Origin of the sequence: Synechococcus sp. CBW1002, assembly GCF_015840915.1 — a bacterium.
In the GTDB taxonomy this organism is placed as follows: Bacteria; Cyanobacteriota; Cyanobacteriia; order PCC-6307; family Cyanobiaceae; genus CBW1002.
On record NZ_CP060398.1, the window covers coordinates 2,327,100 to 2,346,262 of the forward strand.

Annotated in this window: 19 protein-coding genes; 11 read left to right on the top strand and 8 right to left on the bottom strand. The window is 68.8% G+C overall.

All coding sequences use genetic code 11. The features are described 5' to 3' along the window. Positions 1-11: 11 nt before the first annotated feature. Together H8F24_RS11350 and H8F24_RS11355 are read right to left on the bottom strand one after the other, a co-directional pair. Positions 12-1,319, bottom strand: a complete 1,308-nt coding sequence (locus tag H8F24_RS11350; protein WP_231597767.1) for a glycoside hydrolase family 10 protein — start codon at positions 1,317-1,319, stop codon at positions 12-14. Continuing rightward, complete coding sequence (locus H8F24_RS11355; protein WP_197153964.1) at positions 1,285-2,292, bottom strand: ribose-phosphate pyrophosphokinase; 1,008 nt, start codon at positions 2,290-2,292, stop codon at positions 1,285-1,287. The genes H8F24_RS11350 and H8F24_RS11355 overlap by 35 nt, the downstream gene beginning before the upstream one ends. A gap of 68 nt (positions 2,293-2,360) precedes the next feature. Here H8F24_RS11355 and H8F24_RS11360 point away from each other — a divergent pair, with 68 nt between their 5' ends. Beyond that, positions 2,361-2,948: a hypothetical protein gene (locus H8F24_RS11360; RefSeq protein ID WP_197153965.1), complete on the top strand. Its 588-nt coding sequence runs from the start codon at positions 2,361-2,363 to the stop codon at positions 2,946-2,948. Positions 2,949-2,959: 11 nt separating this feature from the next. On the opposite strand, the gene H8F24_RS11365 is transcribed toward H8F24_RS11360, so the two are convergent. Then, positions 2,960-4,015 carry an LCP family protein gene (locus H8F24_RS11365; protein ID WP_197153966.1) on the bottom strand — a complete coding sequence of 352 codons (1,056 nt, stop codon included), beginning with the start codon at positions 4,013-4,015 and terminating at the stop codon, positions 2,960-2,962. 117 nt (positions 4,016-4,132) lie between these two features. Between H8F24_RS11365 and H8F24_RS11370 the strand changes: the two genes are divergently transcribed. Both H8F24_RS11370 and malQ read left to right on the top strand, forming a co-directional pair. Further along, a complete protein-coding gene (locus H8F24_RS11370) occupies positions 4,133-5,368 on the top strand; it encodes a Coenzyme F420 hydrogenase/dehydrogenase, beta subunit C-terminal domain (RefSeq protein WP_197153967.1) in 1,236 nt (411 codons plus the stop codon). Continuing rightward, a complete protein-coding gene (gene malQ / locus H8F24_RS11375; RefSeq protein ID WP_197153968.1) occupies positions 5,365-6,948 on the top strand; it encodes a 4-alpha-glucanotransferase in 1,584 nt (527 codons plus the stop codon). The genes H8F24_RS11370 and malQ overlap by 4 nt, the downstream gene beginning before the upstream one ends. Here the strand turns inward: malQ and H8F24_RS11380 are convergent. Then, on the bottom strand, positions 6,906-7,907 hold the full coding sequence (locus H8F24_RS11380; RefSeq protein WP_231597768.1) for a helix-turn-helix domain-containing protein: 1,002 nt from the start codon (positions 7,905-7,907) through the stop codon (positions 6,906-6,908). The genes malQ and H8F24_RS11380 overlap by 43 nt on opposite strands. Beyond that, positions 7,904-8,629: a pseudouridine synthase gene (locus H8F24_RS11385; RefSeq protein WP_197153970.1), complete on the bottom strand. Its 726-nt coding sequence runs from the start codon at positions 8,627-8,629 to the stop codon at positions 7,904-7,906. Before H8F24_RS11385 ends, H8F24_RS11380 begins: the two co-directional genes overlap by 4 nt. A gap of 109 nt (positions 8,630-8,738) precedes the next feature. On the opposite strand from H8F24_RS11385, the gene H8F24_RS11390 reads away from it, so the two are divergent. Further along, a complete protein-coding gene (locus H8F24_RS11390; RefSeq protein ID WP_197153971.1) occupies positions 8,739-9,728 on the top strand; it encodes an RpoD/SigA family RNA polymerase sigma factor in 990 nt (329 codons plus the stop codon). 99 nt (positions 9,729-9,827) lie between these two features. Here the strand turns inward: H8F24_RS11390 and H8F24_RS11395 are convergent, their stop codons facing one another. After that, complete coding sequence (locus H8F24_RS11395; protein WP_197159152.1) at positions 9,828-10,328, bottom strand: hypothetical protein; 501 nt, start codon at positions 10,326-10,328, stop codon at positions 9,828-9,830. A gap of 93 nt (positions 10,329-10,421) precedes the next feature. Further along, entirely contained in the window at positions 10,422-12,071 is a 1,650-nt protein-coding gene (locus H8F24_RS11400; protein WP_197169711.1) for an AarF/ABC1/UbiB kinase family protein, read from the bottom strand. Between the two features lie 118 nt (positions 12,072-12,189). Between H8F24_RS11400 and H8F24_RS11405 the strand changes: the two genes are divergently transcribed. The 7 genes from H8F24_RS11405 to H8F24_RS11435 all read left to right on the top strand — a co-directional run bounded on the left by H8F24_RS11405 (position 12,190) and on the right by H8F24_RS11435 (position 18,823). Further along, positions 12,190-13,635 (top strand): lysine decarboxylase, encoded by a 1,446-nt coding sequence (locus H8F24_RS11405; RefSeq protein ID WP_322757440.1) that lies wholly within the window; start codon positions 12,190-12,192, stop codon positions 13,633-13,635. A gap of 8 nt (positions 13,636-13,643) precedes the next feature. Continuing rightward, entirely contained in the window at positions 13,644-14,288 is a 645-nt protein-coding gene (gene cbiT, locus H8F24_RS11410; protein ID WP_197169712.1) for a precorrin-6Y C5,15-methyltransferase subunit CbiT, read from the top strand. A 57-nt stretch (positions 14,289-14,345) separates the two neighbouring features. Further along, entirely contained in the window at positions 14,346-15,239 is an 894-nt protein-coding gene (locus H8F24_RS11415) for a phosphatidate cytidylyltransferase (protein ID WP_197153975.1), read from the top strand. 14 nt (positions 15,240-15,253) lie between these two features. Beyond that, the gene (locus H8F24_RS11420) at positions 15,254-15,814 is read left to right on the top strand and encodes a PAP/fibrillin family protein (RefSeq protein WP_197153976.1); all 561 of its coding nucleotides are present in this window, start codon (positions 15,254-15,256) and stop codon (positions 15,812-15,814) included. 112 nt (positions 15,815-15,926) lie between these two features. Continuing rightward, positions 15,927-16,937, top strand: coding sequence for an isopenicillin N synthase family oxygenase (locus H8F24_RS11425; protein WP_197153977.1), 1,011 nt, complete (start codon positions 15,927-15,929; stop codon positions 16,935-16,937). Positions 16,938-17,064: 127 nt separating this feature from the next. Beyond that, a complete protein-coding gene (locus tag H8F24_RS11430) occupies positions 17,065-18,210 on the top strand; it encodes a phosphotransferase enzyme family protein (RefSeq protein WP_197153978.1) in 1,146 nt (381 codons plus the stop codon). A 1-nt stretch (position 18,211) separates the two neighbouring features. After that, entirely contained in the window at positions 18,212-18,823 is a 612-nt protein-coding gene (locus H8F24_RS11435; RefSeq protein ID WP_197153979.1) for a DOMON-like domain-containing protein, read from the top strand. A gap of 21 nt (positions 18,824-18,844) precedes the next feature. Here H8F24_RS11435 and H8F24_RS11440 read toward each other — a convergent pair whose 3' ends face one another. Next, a complete protein-coding gene (locus tag H8F24_RS11440; protein ID WP_197153980.1) occupies positions 18,845-19,087 on the bottom strand; it encodes a hypothetical protein in 243 nt (80 codons plus the stop codon). Positions 19,088-19,163: the final 76 nt, after the last annotated feature.

Consider the following 19,163-nt stretch of genomic DNA (forward strand, 5'->3'; position numbering starts at 1 on the left):
CGAAACAGCCTTCAGCGAAAGATCTGCCCATGCAGTCGGCGGAAAGCGGCCTTCCTCTGGGCGCCCCCCTCCGGTCCGGCGTGCTGGCCCCAGAGCCCTTCCCAGTAGAAGTAAATGACGCCGTGGCCCCGCTGGGCCGCCAGGCGCGCCTTCTCCTCCAGCTGGCTCATCGGCGGCGTGCGGCCCCCGAAGCCGGCCAGGATGCCGATCTCCACCGGCATGCCCCACTGCCGCGCCTTCACCAGGGCCGGCTGATTGAGATCCTTGGCGAAACCGGCCACGGAATAGGCGTAGTTCTGCACCACCAGGTCGTCGATCAGTTCCCCCAGCGCCCACAGCTCCCAGTCCTGCAGCCAGTGGTTGTAGGCGAAACGGAACGGGCCGGGCGAGAGGCTCACCACCGTGCGCCGATCCCGATCCAGCTTGCCGAGGGAGCTGCGCAGATCCCGCAGCAGTCCGGTGAGTTGCTGCCGCCGCCAGCGCATCCAGTCCCGGTCGGTGGCGTTGTCGGGTGGTTCGCGGCCGGTCTCGGCGCGGTAGAGCGCCCGGGTGTAGGGGTCGTAGCCCAGATCCACGGGCCAGGCGAAGTGGTCGTCGAGCTGGATGCCGTCCACTCCGCAGCGCTGCACGATCTCGCTGACCAGACCGATGAAGCGGCTGCGCACTCCCGGATGGGCCGGATTGAGCCACACCCGCAGGTCCTTCAGCGGCGATGTGCGCAGATCGGCGCCATGCATCGCATAGAGGCTGCTGCCATCGCGCCGCTGGAGCAGCCACTCTGGATGGCGGCGTACCACCTCCGCATCGGCCGGCTCCATCAGGCCGTATTCAAACCAGGGAATCACCTGCAGGCCGCGGCGCTGGGCGGCTTGGGTGAGCCGGCAGATCGGATCGAGGTCGGCACCGGCCCGCAGCAGGGCCGGCTCCATGGGCGCCCAGCGGCTGCGGTGGAAAGTGGTGCCTCGGCTCCAGACGTTGGGGTAGAGGGTGTTGAAGCCGGCATCGGCGAGCTCCTGAACCGCCCGCTCGATCCTGCCGGCGTCGTAGTACAGCGGGCTCGGACTGTTCGTGAGCCACACCCCGACACGCCGGCCACCACTGGCCTGCAGCAGATCCTGCAGGCGCGGGCGGGGTTGGGACTGCGGCGCGGAGCGATTGGGGGCCGGAGCTCGCCGATCGCGCTCCACCGCACCGGTTGGGACGGCCGCAGGGCCGGAGACGAAGGCTGCTGCCAGCGCAAGGGCGCCGCCCAGTCTCAGCAGCCTGTAGAGGGGATGCTGCGACTCAGCGGAACATCGAGCTGACAGAGCTCTCTTCATGAATACGCCAGATCGCTTCTCCAAGCATGTTGGCCACCGAGAGAACCTGGAGCTGCGGGAACGAGCGCTCCGGGACCAACGGGATGCTGTTGGTCACCACCACTTCTTCGAACAGGCCAGGGGTGGAGAGGCGCTCCACCGCCGGCGGCGAGAACACGGCATGGGTGGCGCAGGCGAGCACCCGGGCAGCACCCCGTTCCCGCAGCAGCTTGGCGCCCTGGTAGATGGTGCCGCCGGTGTCGATCATGTCGTCGATCAACACGGCGGTTTTGTCGGCCACATCCCCGATCACGGTGAGGCTCTCGGCCACGTTGTGACCACTGCGCCGTTTGTCGATGATCGCCAGGGGGGCATCGTTCATCTGCTTGGCGAAGGCGCGGGCCCGGGCCACCCCACCCACATCCGGCGACACCACGACCACCTCCCCGAGGTTGCGGGTGCGGAGATAGTCGACCAGCACCGGTGAGCCGTAGATGTGATCGCAGGGGATATCGAAATACCCCTGGATCTGGGAGGAATGCAGGTCCATCGCCAGCACCCGATCCACACCGGACTTGACCAGCAGATTGGCCACCAGTTTGGCCGTGATCGATTCGCGGCCGGCGGTCTTGCGGTCGGCGCGGGCGTAGCCGTAATAAGGGATCACCGCGGTGATCTGCCGGGCCGAGGCGCGGCGGCAGGCATCCACCATGATCAGCAGCTCCATCAGGTGATCATTCACCGGAGCGCAGGTGGGCTGGATCAGGAAAACATCGCAGCCGCGGATCGACTCCTGAATCTGGATGTACAGCTCGCCGTCGGCGAAGCGCTTGATCACGCACGGGCCATCCGGAACCCCCAGGTAGGCGGCGATCTCGCGGGCCAGATGGGGGTTGGAGGAGCCGCTGAACAGCCGCAGCCGCCGCGTGTCCTGGGCTGACTGGGTGGGACTGGACTGCTGCTCCACCCGATCAGCGGTCAAGAAACTGGTCACGGCGGACGCAAGCGCGACGGCGGAGTTTCGATGGTAGAAGCGACCCGTCCCAGCCAGTGCGAACAAGCGTGAAGTTTTCCGGCCTGGCCACGCCCCTGAGAGTGGTGCTGGCCTCAAGCGGCCGAGCCGACCAGGTGGCGGCCCTCCTGAGCGACCAGGCTCCACGGCTGGCGGCGGCCCTGGGCCTGCCGCTGCACACCCTGACGCCGGCCGCTTGCCCCCACCAGGCCCTGCATCAGCTGGAGGCCATCGTCGGCCCCTGGCTGGCCGCGCTCCCCTGCGATCCGGGCCTGCTGCTGGAGGATCCGGCCAGCGCTGCAACGCATCACTGGGCCGAGGCGCTGGGGGGCTGGCGCCAACCCAGCCTGCTGCTGCTGCCGGCCGACAGCCTCGCCACGGGCGCTCCCGCGGCCACCACAGCCCTGCTGCGGCAGTGGCAGGTGCCCCTGCTCGGCCTGATCCAGGGCGGTGGCCCCTGGGAGCCAGCCCGGCGCCGGAGTGACGGACTGCCCTGGATCGGCTGGCTACCGGAGGCTGGGCGGCCTGAAGCGGTCTTGTCGGAGGCCGTCGAGCAGGAGTGGACCGAACAGGGCATGGACGCCATGCGGCTCAGCCTGGAGGCTCGCTGGCTGCAGCTACAGGCTGAGCTGGACTGAGCATGGACCGCTCAGGTCTTCGTCTTCCAGGGCGGCAGGGGGGCTTTGGTCTCGAGCTGCCGCAGGCCGCCGTATGTCGCTTTGGCCGGCCCCAGCGGCAGCGACAGGAAGCGCACCTCCCCAGGGCGGGCCAGACCAGCGGCCAGCAGGCTGAGGGTCTCGCTGGGCTCGAGGTTCGTGTCCACCTCGCTGCGCAGCTTCTGCACCAGGTCCGGCAGATTGGCCAAGCGGGCCGGCTGAGCCAGGCTCTCAATCAGGGCGAGCACCACCAGCTCCTGCTGCTGGCGGCGACTGAGCTCGCCGAGGCTGGGATCGCGGTAGCGCAGCAACTGCTCCACCTGGGCACCGTCGAGTTGCTGCAGACCGCTCTGCAGATCAATGCGGTAGCCCTGCGCCTTGTCTTCGTAGAGCATCTTGCGGGGTGGATTGACCTCCAGCCGGCCCAGGGCATCCACCAGGCTGCGCAGTCCGGCGCGGGAGAGCACCAGATAGCGGTCCGGCTCGCCGGGCTCCAGCTTCAGCAGTTCGCGCACCGCATCGCCGGTCAGGGCGACCCCGCCCGTGCGGTAGAGGCTGCCCAGAGCCTGGGGACGTTTCTGACCAGGCAGATTCACGGCCAGTTCAGTGGGCAGGCCGAGCACCTGCAGAGGACCTTCCGGATCGACCCGCACCAGCAGCAGCGCGTCGCTGTTGGGGCTCGGGGCAGGCTTGGCGGCGGTGGCGTTGTCCTTCGCGGCGGTGTCCTGAGCGGGCGACGCGCTGGTGGCTGGCGGGGTCTGGGGTGAGCCAGGCAGGCGATCGGAATCCAGCCCCACCACCAGCAACGTGATCGGCCGGCGTGGTGGCTCGGCCAGATCGCTTGCTGTGCTGGGGCGGTCGTCGGGGCTGCGGGAGTCCTGAACGGGCCAGATCCAGCCCAGCACGGAGATGCCGAGACCAGCGCCGGCGAGGGCGATGACGACACGGCCCAGGGCTCGCCAGCGATGGCCCTTGCCGACGGGGCGGACCCGCGGCGCGGCGGAATGTTCCGCTGAGGAGCTGGAGGTGGAAGGGTCGGTGTCCCGCATGGGGGGCATGGTGCCCGCAGGGCTGGTGGCCCCCACTCTGGCTCAGCCCGGGGATTTGCCCCGCTGGGCCGGGTGGCCGATAGGTTGTGGGCCGTGGAGTCAGCCCACCCCCCTTCCTTGACCGCAGCCTCCAGCACGCCGTCCGGCGCCACCGCGGGCTCCGCCACGCCACCGCACGAGCGGTCCCGCCCCCTGGCCAAGGGCAGCGTCTATCCAGCCAAGGACCTCTGCAGTCAGTGCGGCCTCTGCGACACCCGCTGGGTGGCCTACGTGCGCCGCGCCTGCGCCTTTCTGAGCCAGAACTTCGAGACCATGGAGGCGTCCGCCCACGGTCGCAGCCGCCGGCTCGATGACGAGGACGAGCTCTACTTCGGCGTGCAGCAGCGGATGCTTTCGGCCCGGCTGCAGCAGCCGATCGCCGGAGCCCAGTGGACCGGCATCGTCAGCCGGATCGGCGTGCGAGCCCTGGAGACCGGTCTTGTCGATGCCGTGCTCTGCGTGGGCCAGAGCCCTGACGATCGCTTCACCCCCGTGCCGGTACTGGCCCGCACCGCCGAGCAGGTGCTGGCGGCCCGGGTCAACAAGCCCACCCTCTCGCCCAACCTTGAAGTGCTGGAGCAGCTGCCCGGCAGCGGCATCCAGAGGTTGCTGGCCATCGGCGTGGGCTGTCAGATCCAGGCCCTGCGGGCCGTGCAGACGACCTTGCCTCTCGACGAGCTCTACGTGCTGGGGCTGCCCTGCGTCGACAACGTCAGCCGCGAAGGCCTGCAGACCTTCCTCGAAAGCGCCAGCCGCTCTCCCGCGACGGTGGTGCACTACGAGTTCATGCAGGACTTCCGCATCCACTTCCGCCACAGCGACGGCAGCGAGGAGACCGTTCCGTTCTTCGGGCTGGACACCCCGAAGCTCAAGGATGTCTTCGCCCCCAGCTGCCTGAGTTGCTTCGACTACACCAATGCCGGTGCCGATCTGGTGGTGGGGTACATGGGGGCCAGCTTCGGCCGCCAGTGGATCACGGTGCGCAACCCCAGGGGGCAGGTGCTGCTGGATCTGGTGGAGCCCGAGCTGGATACCGCTCCCGTCACCAGCCGCGGTGATCGGCGTGCCGCCGTGCAGCAGGGCATCGACGCCTACGACAAGGCCCTGAAACTGCCCCGTTGGCTGGCCGAACTGGTCGGTTTCCTGGTGCAGCGGGTGGGCCCGCAGGGTCTGGAGTACGGCCGCTTCTCGATTGATTCCCACTTCACCCGCAATGCCCTGTGGCTGCGGCGCCATCACCCGGAGATGGCGGAGCGTCATATCCCCGCCTTCGCCCGTCGGATCGTTGAGCGCTACCGCATCCCCTCTCCATGAGTGACCGCCTCTGCGGGGTGCTGCTGCATCCCACCGCCCTGCCGGGCACGCCGGTGTGCGGCACCTTCGGTTCGCACGCCCATGCCCTGATCGACCTCCTGGCCGATCAGGGCATCGCTGCCTGGCAACTGCTGCCCCTGGCCCCCACCGACGGCACCGGCTCCCCCTACAGCTCCCCCAGCGGGTCGGCCCTCAATCCCTGGCTGCTGGATGCAGACGATCTGGTGACCCAGGGCTTTCTCGAGCCTGGCGATCTGGAGGCCCTGCCGAGCGATGGCTCCGAGCCGATGGCTGAGAGCTCCGCTGGAGCTCCCGGGCCGGCACCGCTCGACCTGAGCCTGGCCCCAGCCCGGGCGGCGGCCCTGGGTCGTCTGCTGGTCCAGCGCTGGGCCAGCCAGCCGCTGGACCAGAAACAGCGCTTTGGCCGCTGGCGCCGGCAGCAGCGTTCCTGGCTGCGGGACCACTGCCGTTTCATGGTGCTGCGGCGGCTGCAGGAGGGCCAGCCCTGGTGGAACTGGCCCGGCCCCCTGGCCCGCCGCCACAGCCGTGCCCTGCGGACCCTCGATCAACAACACGGCCCAGCCCTGCTGGAAGAGGGGTTGCTGCAGTGGCATCTGCAGCGTCAGTGGGATGGGCTGCAGCGCCATGCCCACCGCCGCGGCGTGCAGCTGATCGGTGATCTGCCCTTCTATGTGGCCCACGACAGCGCCGATGTCTGGCGTCACCGCTCCCTGTTCTCCCTCCAGTTCGACGGCAGCCTCGCCCAGCAGAGCGGTGTTCCGCCCGACTACTTCTCCGCCACCGGCCAGCTCTGGGGCACCCCGGTGTACCGCTGGAGCGCCCACTGGCTGGGGGGGTTCCGCTGGTGGCTGCGGCGCCTGGGTCGCCAGCTTCAGCTGTTCGACCGGCTGAGGCTGGATCACTTCCGGGCCCTGCAGGCCTACTGGAGCATCCCCGGCAGCGACACCACCGCCCAGAACGGCACCTGGCAGCCCTCCCCAGGCTGGCCCCTGCTGGCGCTGCTCTGGCTCGACTGCTGGCGGCGCGGCGGGTTGCTCCCCGATGGCCGGCTGCCCCTGATCGCCGAGGACCTGGGGGTGATCACGCCAGCGGTGGAGGCGCTGCGCGACAGCTTCGCCCTGCCCGGCATGAAGATCCTCCAGTTCGCCTTCGATGGCAACGCGGACAATCCCTACCTGCCGGCCAACTACCGCGGCAACCGCTGGGTGGTGTACACCGGCACCCACGACAACGCCACCAGCCGCAGCTGGTGGGATGGGCTCGATCAGGGCGGCCGCGACCGGGTCCGCGCGGTTGTCGGCGCTGACGTGACGGCGCCGGGCTGGCAACTGCTGGAGGCAGCCCTGGCCACCGAGGCCGAACTGGTGGTGGTGCCCTTGCAGGACCTGCTGGAACTGGACGACCGGGCCCGCTTCAACACCCCTGGAACCACCGGTGGGAACTGGTGCTGGCGCCTGAATCGATCGATCAGTGACCTGAAAGGTCCGCTGCTCGGTTTCGGCCGGCTGGCGGATCGCTACGGACGCTCCTCGCCGGTGGGTCTGGGAGGAGCGGGCTGAGCGACGGGAGTCTCCGGTCGTTTTGGGGCCGGGGGGGCGGCGATCACGGCCGGGTAGCGGAAGCGGCCAGCGGGATTGCCAGCCAGGGGGGGCAGCGGCGCCCCGTTCCAGCGCACCGCCCGTGCCGCCGCGGCCGGTTCGATCCGCAGCTCGAACGGCGGCAGGATCGGCAGGCTGAGCGTGCCGTTCACGCCCTCCAGACGCGTGTTTCCTCCCTGGGAGGGGGTGATCTCCACCTGGCTGGGGGCGGCCAGCTCCAGGCTCAGCACCCCGAGCGTCTCCGGGCTTCCCTTGGCCAGCTCCCGCCGCAGCTGGGGGAGCCCCTGACCTCTGGCCGTGAGCGTCAGGGGACGCAACTCCGGATGAATCGCCAGCAGCTGCGCGGCTGGATCCTGGGTCCGCACCTGTTCGGAACGGGGCAGGGGGGAAATCGGCCGCGAGCTCAGCAACCCCTCGGCGGCGAGGCGCTGCTGCTGCAGGTTCACCGCGTACACCAGGCCCAGGGTGAGCAGGCCGTAGAGCACCGTGCCCTGCCAGGTGGTGAAGACATCGATCGAGCCGGGGGTGAAGCGCTGCAGCAGCATCCGGCGACTGGAAGGCCGGGCCTCGTTCACCGGCGCAGGCAGGGCCGCATCGAGACTCCCGGGGGGGAGTGCCAGGTATCGCTCAATCAGCGGCAGCATGGTGCGTAGGTAGGTCACCTCCGGCAGGCGGTCACGCCAGCCGCGCTCGAGCGCCTCCAGCACAGGGGTGCTGATGCGGGTTTCCTGGGCGAGTTCCCGTAGGTTGAGGCCGCGGGCCTCGCGCTGCTCCCGCAGCTGCCGTCCGGCCAGCAGCAGCGGATCCTGTTCGACCCCGCTGGGACCGCCGGTCGGGGATTCGGGCCGGGAACGCCGGAGCCAGCCCAACAGGCGCCGCGGCACGGAGCGCGTCGAGGGCTTACCGGGGCGGAGGTTCACGCAGACGCGACCAGAGCCTCCCATTCTTGTGGGTCGAGCTCGCGCCACTGGCCTTCCGCCAGATCACCGAGTGTGAGATCACCGATCGCCGTGCGTTGGAGATCCAGCACGGGATGGCCGAGGCGTTCGCCGGTCCGGCGGATCTGGCGGTTGCGCCCCTCACGCATCTCGAGCTCCAGAAGGCAGCTCTCGCGGCCCTGGCGCAGCACCCGCAGCCCCACCGGCGCGCTGGGCCGTCCGTCGAGCTGAACCCCGGCCTGCCAGCGGCGCAGGGTCGCGGCATCCGGGCGTCCGGCCACCCGCACCCGATAGGTCTTGCGGTGGCCATAACGGGGGTGGGTGAGCCGCAGGGTGAAGCTGCCGTCGTTGCTGAGCAGCAGGGCGCCGCGGCTGTCGGCATCGAGACGGCCCACCGGATGCAGGCCATCGCCTTGACGCCAGGCCAGGGGCAGCAGGTCCATCACGGTGGTGCGCCCGTGGGGATCGTGACAACTGCAGAGCACCCCCACGGGTTTGTTGAGCAGCAGAACCCGCGCCGGCAGCCGCTCGCCAAGACGATGGCCATCCAGCTCGACCCGGTCCAGCTGCGGGTCAGCCCGCTCGCCCAGCTCCGCCACGACGCCATTGACCCGCACCCGCCCCTGGCGCAGCCAGTCTTCGGCCCGGCGGCGCGACCCCAGACCAGCGGCGGCGATCAGTTTCTGCAACCGTTCGGCGGCCATGGCAAGGGGTGAGCGGCCCTGCGCCCATTGTCCTGCGCGCAAGGCGGAACGATTCCGGAATTTGATGGTAGGTTTACGAAACAGGCAAGTTTCCTAACTCCGCCACCCCATGCCTTCCCTCTCCCTGGTTGCCACCGCCGGCTCCGCCACGGGGCCCCACGGCGATCTGGTGCGCTCCTACCTGCGCGACATCGGCCGGGTACCACTGCTCACCCACGAGCAGGAGATCACCCTCGGCCGTCAGGTCCAGGAGCTGATGGCCCTCGAAGAACTCCGCGAGGAACTCACTCTGCGTTGCGGCGGCCAGCCGCCCAGTGAGGAGCAGCTGGCCGTTGAAGCCAGTCTCACGGTGGCCCTGCTCAAGCGCCGGCTCGCCAACGGCCGCCGCGCCAAGGAGCGGATGGTGGCCGCCAACCTGCGGCTGGTGGTGAGTGTGGCGAAGAAGTACACCAAGCGGAACATGGAACTGCTGGATCTGATCCAGGAGGGCACGATCGGGCTGGTGCGGGGCGTGGAGAAATTCGATCCCACCCGCGGCTACAAGTTCTCCACCTACGCCTACTGGTGGATCCGCCAGGGGATCACCCGGGCGATCGCCGAAAAGAGCCGCACGATCCGCCTGCCGATCCACATCACCGAGACCCTCAACAAGCTCAAGAAGGGGCAACGGGAGCTCAGCCAGGAGCTGGGCCGCACCCCCACCGTCACCGAGCTGGCGGTGTTTGTCGAACTGCCGGAAGACGAGGTCAAGGAGCTGCTCTGCCGGGCCCGCCAGCCGGTCAGCCTGGAAACCAAGGTGGGCGACAGTGAGGACACCGAACTGCTCGACCTGCTGGCCGGCGATGGCGTGCTGCCCGAGGAGCTGGTCGATGGCGAGTGCCTGCGGGGCGATCTGAGCTCCCTGCTGGAGCAGTTGCCGGAACTGCAGGGACGGGTGTTGAAGATGCGGTTCGGCATCGACGGTAACGAGCCGATGAGCCTCACCCTGATCGCCAAGACCCTCGGCATGAGCCGCGACAAAACCCGCAACATCGAGCGGCGAGCTTTGGAGGGAATCCGTTCCCGCTCCGAGCTGCTGCAGGGATACCTGGTGGCCTGATCGATTCCTCAGAACAGCTGGATGCCGAAGCACTGGACTTCGAAGAACAGATCTTCGAAGAACTGGACTTCAGAAAAGTGAATGGAGAACAATCCCGCCTCAGAAAAACTGGTCGAAGTTGTCGAAGTCCACGGCTTTGAAGCTGCCATTCTCCACCTGTTCCATCAGGCGCTCCAACTGCACCCACAGGGCTCCCGCTGTCAGCATCGACAGCACGAACGACACCAACAGGGCGGCACCGGCGGAGAATCCGAACACCTGCAGGCTGCCGCCGATGAACAGGGTCACGCCGATCACCAGGCCGGTATAGGGCAGGGTGGTTTCCCATTGGCCCAGCGGCAGGAGTTTGAGGCGGTCCTGCTTCCAGCCATCGAGGCGATTCTGCACCAGCCGGGCGAAGGTGAGCCCGCACAGCACCGCGATCGCCAGACCGGCACCGGCCAGCAGGTACGGAGGCTGCACCAGGGTGGCGTACTCCAGAAAGATGTCATCGGCATCGAGGTCGCCGAACAGGCCACTGGCGGCATCCAGAGCCGCTTCCGACAGATTCACCGGGGCCGGATCGGGGGCGCCACTCGGCGAACCGAAGCTGCCGCCCAGCACCGCAACGGCAGAACAGAGAGAGGATGGGCCGCTGGCGAGGAAGCTCACGGAATCGGTCGGACGGTGCCGCGACCCTAGAACTGGGTCTGATCAGGCTGCGGCGGCCAGGGGATTGAGCCGGGCGAGCACCCCGCTGGCCAGCTTGCGGGCTGAGAAGGTGCGGCGCATCAGACCCAGCAGGGCCCGCAGATCTTCGGTGTGGAGCCGGTCGTTCCGCACCAGGGTGAGCAGCAGACGCTGACGCAGGCTGCTGCCGCCAGGGCCAAGCAGGAGCCGCAGGCCATCGGTGGCCACCGGCAGCAGATCCGGACTGGTCTGGTCGCCTTCCACCACCTGCAGCAGATTTTCGAGCCGCTCGATGCGCAGGCGGCCATCGCGGTCGAAGATCACCTCCAGCAGCTTCTCGCGCATCTCGGCGGTGTCCCCCGCCAGCAGGCGCCGAGCAACATAGGGATAGGCGACCCGGATGATCTTGAAGCTGGGATCCAGCCGCAGCGCCAGCCCTTCCTGGCTCACCACGGCACGGATGATCAGGGCGAAGCGGGCCGGCACGCGGAAGGGGTAGTCGAACATCAGCTCCGAGAAGCGATCCGTGATCGCCTTGAAGTTGAAGCTGCCCACATTTTCGCCAAGCGCCCCGCCCAGCACCTCCTCCAGTGCCGGCAGGATCGGGGTCAGGTCGGCATTGGGATTGAGGAAGCCGAGATCGATGAAGTCCTGGGCCAGGGCGGCGAAGTCACGGTTGATCAGGTGCACCACCGCACCGGTGAGGGTGAGGCGATCGGCATTACTGATCGAGTCCATCATGCCGAAATCCACATAGGCCATATGGCCCATGGCTCCGGTCTTGCCAGGCAGCGCAAACAGATTGCCCGGATGGGGATCGGCGTGGAAATAGCCGAACTCGAGCAGTTGCTGCAGGCCGGAAATCACGCCGGTGCGGATCAGGGCGGCGGGATCGAGATGGCGCGCCTCCAGCTCCTGCCGGTTCTGAAGCTTCACCCCATTGATCCACTGGGTCGTGAGCACATGACGGCTGGAGAGCTGCCGGTACACCCGCGGAACGATCACCTCCGGGTGGTCAGCGAACAGAGCAGCGAATCGCTCGGCATTATCAGCCTCGCAGTGGTAGTCGATCTCTTCAAACAGGGTGCGGCCGAATTCATCGATGATCTCAGCCAATCCGAAACCGAGGTTGAGCGGCAGGATCGGGGCTGCCGCCACGCCAAGCAGTCGGATGATCGCCAGATCGCGGCGCAGGATGTAAGGAAGGTTGGGTCGCTGCACCTTCACAGCCACCCAGTGGCCATCGGCCAGCCGGGCCCTGTACACCTGGCCGAGGCTGGCCGCGGCCATGGGGTAATGGGGGAACTCCTCGAACAGCTGTTCCACCGGAGCGCCCAGCTCGGCCTCGATCAGCGCCAGGGCGGTCTCGTGATCGAAGGGGGGAAGGTTGTCCTGCAGCTGGGTGAGCTGCTCCAGCCAGTCGCGCCGCACCAGGTCGGGACGGGTGGAGAGCGCCTGGCCCACCTTGATGAAGCAGGGGCCCAGGTTGGTGAGGGTGGTGAGAATGCGCCGGGCCAGACGCTGCTGCACAGCCCGATCGCGGCTGTTGCCCTGCACGACCAGCACCAGGGCCAGGCCGCCCAGCTGGCTCAGCACCACCACCAGCCGGGCGATCAGCAGCCAGGGGCGACGCAGCAGCCAGCGGCGGTCAGCGCTGGCGTCGTAAGAGGGCACCAGCTCCTCGACGGGAGCCTGGGTCTGGGCAAAGGACGCAGTGATGGCGGTGGCTCCTGGGTCTTGGCCCTTGGGAAGAGGAAACTCTAGGAATGTCTGCCCAGGGACCTGCGATCCAGTGACCCTGCTTCCCGACCTGCCCTGGTTCCGACCGCAGTCCAGTCCGGCGGCACCGCTGCTGGCGGCCCTGCGGGCGGGTCGCGGCGAACTGGCCTTGCATCTGCCGGCCCATGGCCGCGGCCGGGGCCTGGCTCCGGAGCTGCGCCAGTTGCTGCGCCAGCCGCCCGGCTGCTGGGATCTGCCCGAATTGCCCCGCTTCGGCGGACCACTGGAGGCCACAGGGGCGGTGGCTGAGGCGCAGGCCCTCGCCGCTGAGCTGCTCGGGGCGCAGCGCTGCTGGTTCGGGGTCAACGGGGCCAGCGGCCTGCTGCAGGCGGCCCTGCTGGCCCTCGGCCAGCCCGGCGATCGGGTGCTGCTGCCCCGCAACCTGCACCGCAGCCTGCTGCATGGCTGCGTGCTGGGCGGACTCGAACCCCTGCTCTACGAGGTGCCCTTCGATCCGGCCACCGGCCTGTGGCATCCACCAACACCGGAGCTGCTGGAGCGGCTGCTGCAGGCCGCCTCTGCTCCGGGCTTGCCGGGAACCCAGGCCCGGCTGCCAGGTAGCCGGATCGCGGCACTGGTGCTGGTCAGCCCCACCTATCACGGGTTTCGGGCCGATCTGCCGCCGCTGCTGGCCCAGGCCCACGCCGCGGGGCTGCCGGTGCTGGTGGATGGCGCCCATGGCTGGGGTGAGGCCCTGGCTGCCGGGGCCGATCTGGAGGTGCTCTCCCTGCAGAAGAGCGGCGGGGGCCTTGCCCAGAGCGCTGCGCTGCTGAGCCGGGGCGAGCGGGTCGCGGTGGCGGCGATCGAGCGGGCCCTGCTCTGGCTGCAGACCTCCAGCCCCAGTGCCCTGCTGCTCACCTCCGCGGCCGCAGCGCTGGGCCACCGGAGCAGCCGGGCGGGCCAGCGTCAGCATCAGCGGGCTCTGGCGCTGGCCGCACGGCTGCAGCAGGCCCTGCGGCAGAGGCAACTGCCGCTGGTGGAGACGGAGGATCCCCTGCGACTCGTGCTCAACACCGCCGCCCTGGGGATCAACGGTCTCGAGGCCGATGACTGGCTGATGGAGCGCGGCGTGGTGGCCGAACTGCCGGAACCCGGCACGCTCACCTTCTGCCTCGGCACCTGCCCGCCGGCTGGCCTGCGCCGGCTGCCGCAGCACCTGGCCGCCCTGCGCACGGCGCTCGGCGCCGATCCTGCCCCACCCTTCGAGCCACCGCCGCTGCCGCCTCTGGCCTGCCTGGAGCTTCCCCTGGCCGCGGCCTGGAGATCCCCCCGCGAGTTCGTGCCGCTGGAGCGGGCCTGCGGACGCATCGCCGCCGAGCCGCTCTGCCCCTATCCACCCGGCATTCCACTGCTGATCCCCGGAGAACGGATCGACGCCAGCCGCGCCAGCTGGTTGCAGAGGCAGCGGCGGCTCTGGCCCGGCCAGATCGCTGATACGGTGGCGGTTGTGGCCGGATGAGACGGCAGATGGCGGAACCCGGCCCCGATTCTCCGGGCTCGCACGCTGACCAGGACGGCAGCCGCTACCTCTGGGATTTCGTGACCCCGGGGCTGCCGGACAACGCCTTTGAAGATGCCCCGGGCTTCAGCCCCACCCCCCTGGAACTGCGGGTGATGCTGCTGGCACACCTGCGGCCGCGCGCCGATTCGCTGGTCTGGGACATCGGCGGCGGCACCGGTGCCCTGGCCCTGGAGATCGCCCGGCTGATGCCCGCCGGCGAAGTGCACACCCTGGAGCGGGATCCGGAGGCGATCGCCCTGCTGGAGCGCAACCGTCGCCGCTTCGGGATCCCCAACCTCCACATCCACCCCGGCCAGGCCCCCGCCGATCTCCACACCCTGCCGCCCCGTCCTGATCGGGTGGTGCTGGAGGTGGGGCGTCCCCTCGGTGAGGTGCTGCAGGCGGTGTGGCCATCACTCACCCCCAGCGGCCGGCTGGTGATCAGCACCACCAGCCTCGAGGGTCTGGTGGATGCCACCGACACCCTCACCCAGCTGCAGGCCCGCGACGTGCATGTGGTGCAGGCCACCGTGCACCGCATGCAGCGGCGCGGCAGCCAGGCGAAGCTGGCCGCGGCCGAGCCGCTGTTTCTGATCGCGGCCGAGCGCTGAAGGTCGGCCCCGACAATCGGCCGCCGCCCTCCTGCCTGTCCCTGCCATTCCCCCGTCTTGCTGCCGTCCCCCCGCACTGCCACCTCCCTGTCCCGGCTGCTGAGCGGTTGGGCGGCGGGGGGGTTCGGGCTGGTGGTGGTGCTGCTGGGCGGCTGGTGGTTCACCGTGGCCCTGGGCGTGATCGTGCATCTGGGGCTGCTGGAGTTCTTCCGCATGGCCCAGTTCAAGGGGATCCGGCCTGCCACCAAAACCACCCTGGTGGCCTGTCAGATCCTGCTGTTCACCACCATGGCCGCCACTGATGGCGGCGGCTGGCTGGCGGTCGACCTGTCAGCGGCGGTGCTGCCGGTGTCGGGGGCGGTGATCTGCGGCTGGTTGCTGTTGCAGCCGGTCACCGGCACGATCGCCGACATCGCCGCCTCGATCTTCGGGCTCTTTTATCTGGGCTTTCTGCCGAGCTACTGGATCAAGCTGCGCGAGCTCGCCGATCCGATGCTGGCCCCGAATCTGGCCTCAGCCCCGCCGCTGTTCACCCCCGGCATGGCGCTGATGCTGCTGGCCTGCCTGCTGATCGTGGCCACGGACATCGGCTCTTACATGATCGGTCGCCGCCTGGGCCGGCACCCCCTCTCGCCGATTTCCCCCGGCAAGACGGTGGAGGGAGCCCTGGGCGGAGTGGGCTGTGCCGTGCTGGTGGGTGTGCTCGGAGGCGTGCTGCTGGGCTGGCGCTGGGGCTGGCTGGTGGGGGGCGTGCTCGGCGGGGTCGTCGCTCTGTTCGCCCTGGTGGGCGATCTCACCGAATCGATGATGAAGCGGGATGCCGGTCTGAAAGATTCCGGTGATGCCATCCCCGGCCACGGCGGCATTCTGGATCGGATCGACAGTTACTTGTTCACCCCGGCGGTGGTGTATTCGCTGGTGAGCCTGGTGCTGCCGCTGCTCGACCGCTGAACCTCGCCCCGCTCATGACCGCACCACCCGACACCGCCGAAGCCTGCCGCCGGGCCCTGCTCGAGGCCCAGGCCCATCCACCGCCGCAGCGCCGGGATCTGCGGCCCGTGGTGGAGCAGCTGGAGCGGCTGCAGCCGGCGGATCTGGAACGGGACCGGGCCCTGCTGCGCGGGGTCTGGGAGCTGTTCTGGAGCAGCAGCTCCCAGCCCTGGCTGCGGGAGGCCCCCTGGCTGGAGAATCTGCAGGTGCTCGATCCGGAGGCCGGCCGGGCCATGAATCTGCTGCGGCTGCGGGGACCCCTGGGGGGAGTGGCGGCGATCAGCGTGGTGGCGGCCATCGCCGTCGAAGGCCGCCAGCGTGTGAGCGTGCGCTTCGAGCGGGGCGGCTGGATCGGCCCCACCCTGGGGGCCTGGCGCCCCGAGCTGCTGGCCCGGGTGCGGCAGGCCACGCCGGCCTGGCTCGACATCACCGTGCTCGACCAGGAGCTGCGCCTCTGTCGCGGCAACGCCGGCACCCTCTTCGCCCTGCGGCGCCGGCCGGATCTACGGCCGGAAGACCTGCTGCCGGCCGCCTGAGAGCCTTCCAGCGCTGGGGTCAGGCCAGGCGGGGATGGGCGAAGTTCTGGGTGAAGTCCATGGCGGGCAGGGGCGGGATACTTCCGCTCTAGCCAGTCCGGGGAACCCCGCCATGGTCCAGGAGCCAGAGATTCTCGATGTCGATCTGCTCCGGTTCGAACGCGGCGATGGAGCTGCCCGGCGGGCGGTGGTGGATGGGGTGCGCCGCAGCCTGGCCACGGGCTTCGTCTACACCAGCAGCGATCTGCCCGAGGACCTGCTCGATACCGCCTACGGAATGCTGGCGCGGTTCTTCGCCCTGGAGCCAGAGGTCAAGCAGCGCTTCCGGGCACCCGGCAGCCATGGCCAGACCGGCTACACGGGGCTTCTGGTGGAAACGGCCGCCGGCAGCGAGCAGGCGGACTGGAAGGAAATGCTCAACTGGGCCGCTCCGCTGGCGGCGGCTCATCCCCTGCGGCGGCGCTATCCCCATCTCTATCCCGAACCGGTGCTACCCGAGCAGGTGGTGCCCGGCATCACGGCCGTACTGGGCCACTTTCATGCTGCCGTGGCTGATCTGCAACGGCGCGTTCTGCGGGTGATCGCTCTGGGGCTCGGCTGCGCCGAGACGCTGTTTGAGGAGATGGTGCAGGACGCCCCCACCCTCACCCGCGCGATCCGCTACCCACCAATGGCGCAGGCCCCCAGCAGATCGCACCTGTGGGCGGCTGCCCACGGCGACATCAACCTGATCACGGCCCTGCCGCGGGCCACGGGGCCGGGCCTGCAGGTGAAGGTGCAGGGCCAGTGGCGGGATGCCCTGCCGCCGTCTGGGCGGGTGATCCTCAACAGCGGCCTGATGCTGGAGCGGCTCAGCAATGGCCTGATCCCAGCCGGCTGGCACCGGGTGGTGGCACCTCCAGGCAGCAGCGAGCAGCGGCTCAGTGTGGTGCAGTTCTGCCACGCCCGCCCCTGGACGGTCCTGGCGCCCCTGCCCAGTTGCTGCACAACGGAGAACCCACCGCGCCATGCCGGCATCAGCGCGGCCGATGCGCTGGAGGATGTGCTGTTTCAGATTCAGCTGCTGGAGACACCAAGCCCTGCGGAATCGTCGCCGCCCCTGGATCAGAGACAGCCGTCGTGAGGCGCTTGCCGGAGTTGGCCGTAAAGGTTTCGTTCACCCATGGCAGTCTGTCGGCGCGCTGTCACCACGGCTGAACCCAGGCTGGCGGAAGCGTGTCAGGCTGCGGCCCGGTTTGCGGCCGAGACCCATGATCCAGGCTTCGGTCGCCCATGGGCACGAGCTCCGTGAGATCGCCGCCCAGTTTCATCCCGGCGCGGGCATCATCGCCATTGAGCCCCTGGGGCAGGGCAATGTCAACGACACCTTTCTGGTGTCGCTGGCTGGACAGACCCAACCACCCCTCGTGTTGCAACGCCTTAACAGGGAGGTCTTCCGCCAGCCGAAGCTGGTCATGCGCAACATGCAGATCGTGACCCGGCATGTCGCCGCCCGTCTGCAGGACCTTCCGGATGATCCCGACCACAGCGGCGCCTGCAGGCGCTCCTGGGAGATGCCGCACATCCTTACCCCAACCGATTCTGCCGATCCCTGGGTGGAGCGCGATGGCCAGATCTGGCGGGCCATGACTTATGTACCGGCCGCCCGCAGCCTGGAGATGGCCCGGGATCCGGCGCAGGCGCGTGAAGTGGGCTATGGCCTTGGCATGTTTCATCACCTGATCAGTGATCTCCCGGTCGATCAGCTGGCAGACACGCTGGAGGGATTTCACATCACCCCCACCTACCTGGCCCAGTACCACCAGCTGCTGGGTCGTTGTTCAGCGCCGCCCTCGGCGCAGGAGCACTGGTGTCAGCAGTTCATCGAGAGCCGCCAGTCGCTGGCGCCGGTGCTGGAGGAGGCCAAGGCCCGCGGTGAGCTGCAGCTGCGCCCGATTCACGGCGATCCGAAGATCAATAACGTGATGCTGGATGCCGCCAGCGGCGAGGCCATCGCCCTGATAGATCTCGATACCGTCAAACCGGGATTGGTTCATTACGACATCGGCGATTGCCTGCGTTCCTGCTGCAACACCCTCGGTGAGGAAAGCCGTAATCCTGAGGCGGTGCAGTTCGATCTGGGGCTATGCGAAGCGCTGCTGGAGGGTTATCTGTCCGTGGCCCGGCAGTTCCTCACCACCGCCGATCACCAGTATCTCTATGCGGCGATCCGGCTGATCGCTTTTGAACTGGGTCTGCGCTTCTTCAGCGATCATCTGGCTGGCAACGTGTATTTCAAGACCAGCGATCCCCTCCAGAACCTCCGGCGCGCCCAGGTGCAGTTCCGGCTTGTCGAAAGCATCGAAGCGCAGGAAGGACCGATTCGGGCGCTGCTGAAGCGGCTGGGGGGAGCCTGAGATGGGAGTCCAGTCGGAGCCTGAGATGGAACCCCAGCTGCAGCCGGAGGCCCAGAGCTTCACCCTGGTGCCGTTCCGCAGCGCCCCCGCCACACCCGACCATCCCACCGCCGACCCATGTCTGCCGGGACTCTCCCTGACGGGCTTCATCCAGCGCCTGGGCCCGGAGCTGCGGATCCACTACTGCCTGCGGGCCCCTCTTGCCGAGTTGCTGGTGCCTCCACCGGCACAACAGCCGCAGCGCTGTGATGGCCTCTGGATGCACACCTGCCTGGAGGCCTTCCTGGCGGTGGAAGGGGACGATCGCTACTGGGAGATCAATCTCTCGCCTTCGGGCGATTGGAACGTCTATCGCCTCGAGGGCTATCGCCTCGGCCTCACCCCCGAAGCCAGCGTCAGGGCGCTGCCCTTTCTCAGCCAGCAAAGCCCCCAGCAGCTGGAACTCGCGTTTCACTGCCACCTGCCGCCACCTCTGGCGGCAGCCGCTTCCGTGCAGGTCGGCATCAGCGCCGTGATCGAGCACCGCGGCGGCGCCCTCAGCACCTGGGCCCTGGACCACCCTGGCCCCGAAGCCGATTTCCATCGCCGCGAGGGTTTTCTGCTGCGGATCTGATTGGTCGGATCTGTCGCCAATTCAGAGCCCCAGCTGCCGACGACCCACGACCATGCCAAGCCAGTAGCCCCCTGCCAGCACCAGCAAGCCCGGGGCGGTGAGCGCCTTCAGCAGCAGCAGCGCCCCCACCAGCCACGGCACCATCAGCAACAGGCCCATGCCGAGTTGGTTCTGGCGGCGGGCCAGCCGGCCACCGCCCTGGACCAGGGCAGGCACGCCACGACCGAGGCCGAAGCCGAGCAGACCTCCCAGAAGACCTCCCATCAGAATGGAGACGATCGCAAACACGAGGAACGAACAACGGATTGGAGCAGTCTGATCCTGGCCCGTTACGCCAGCG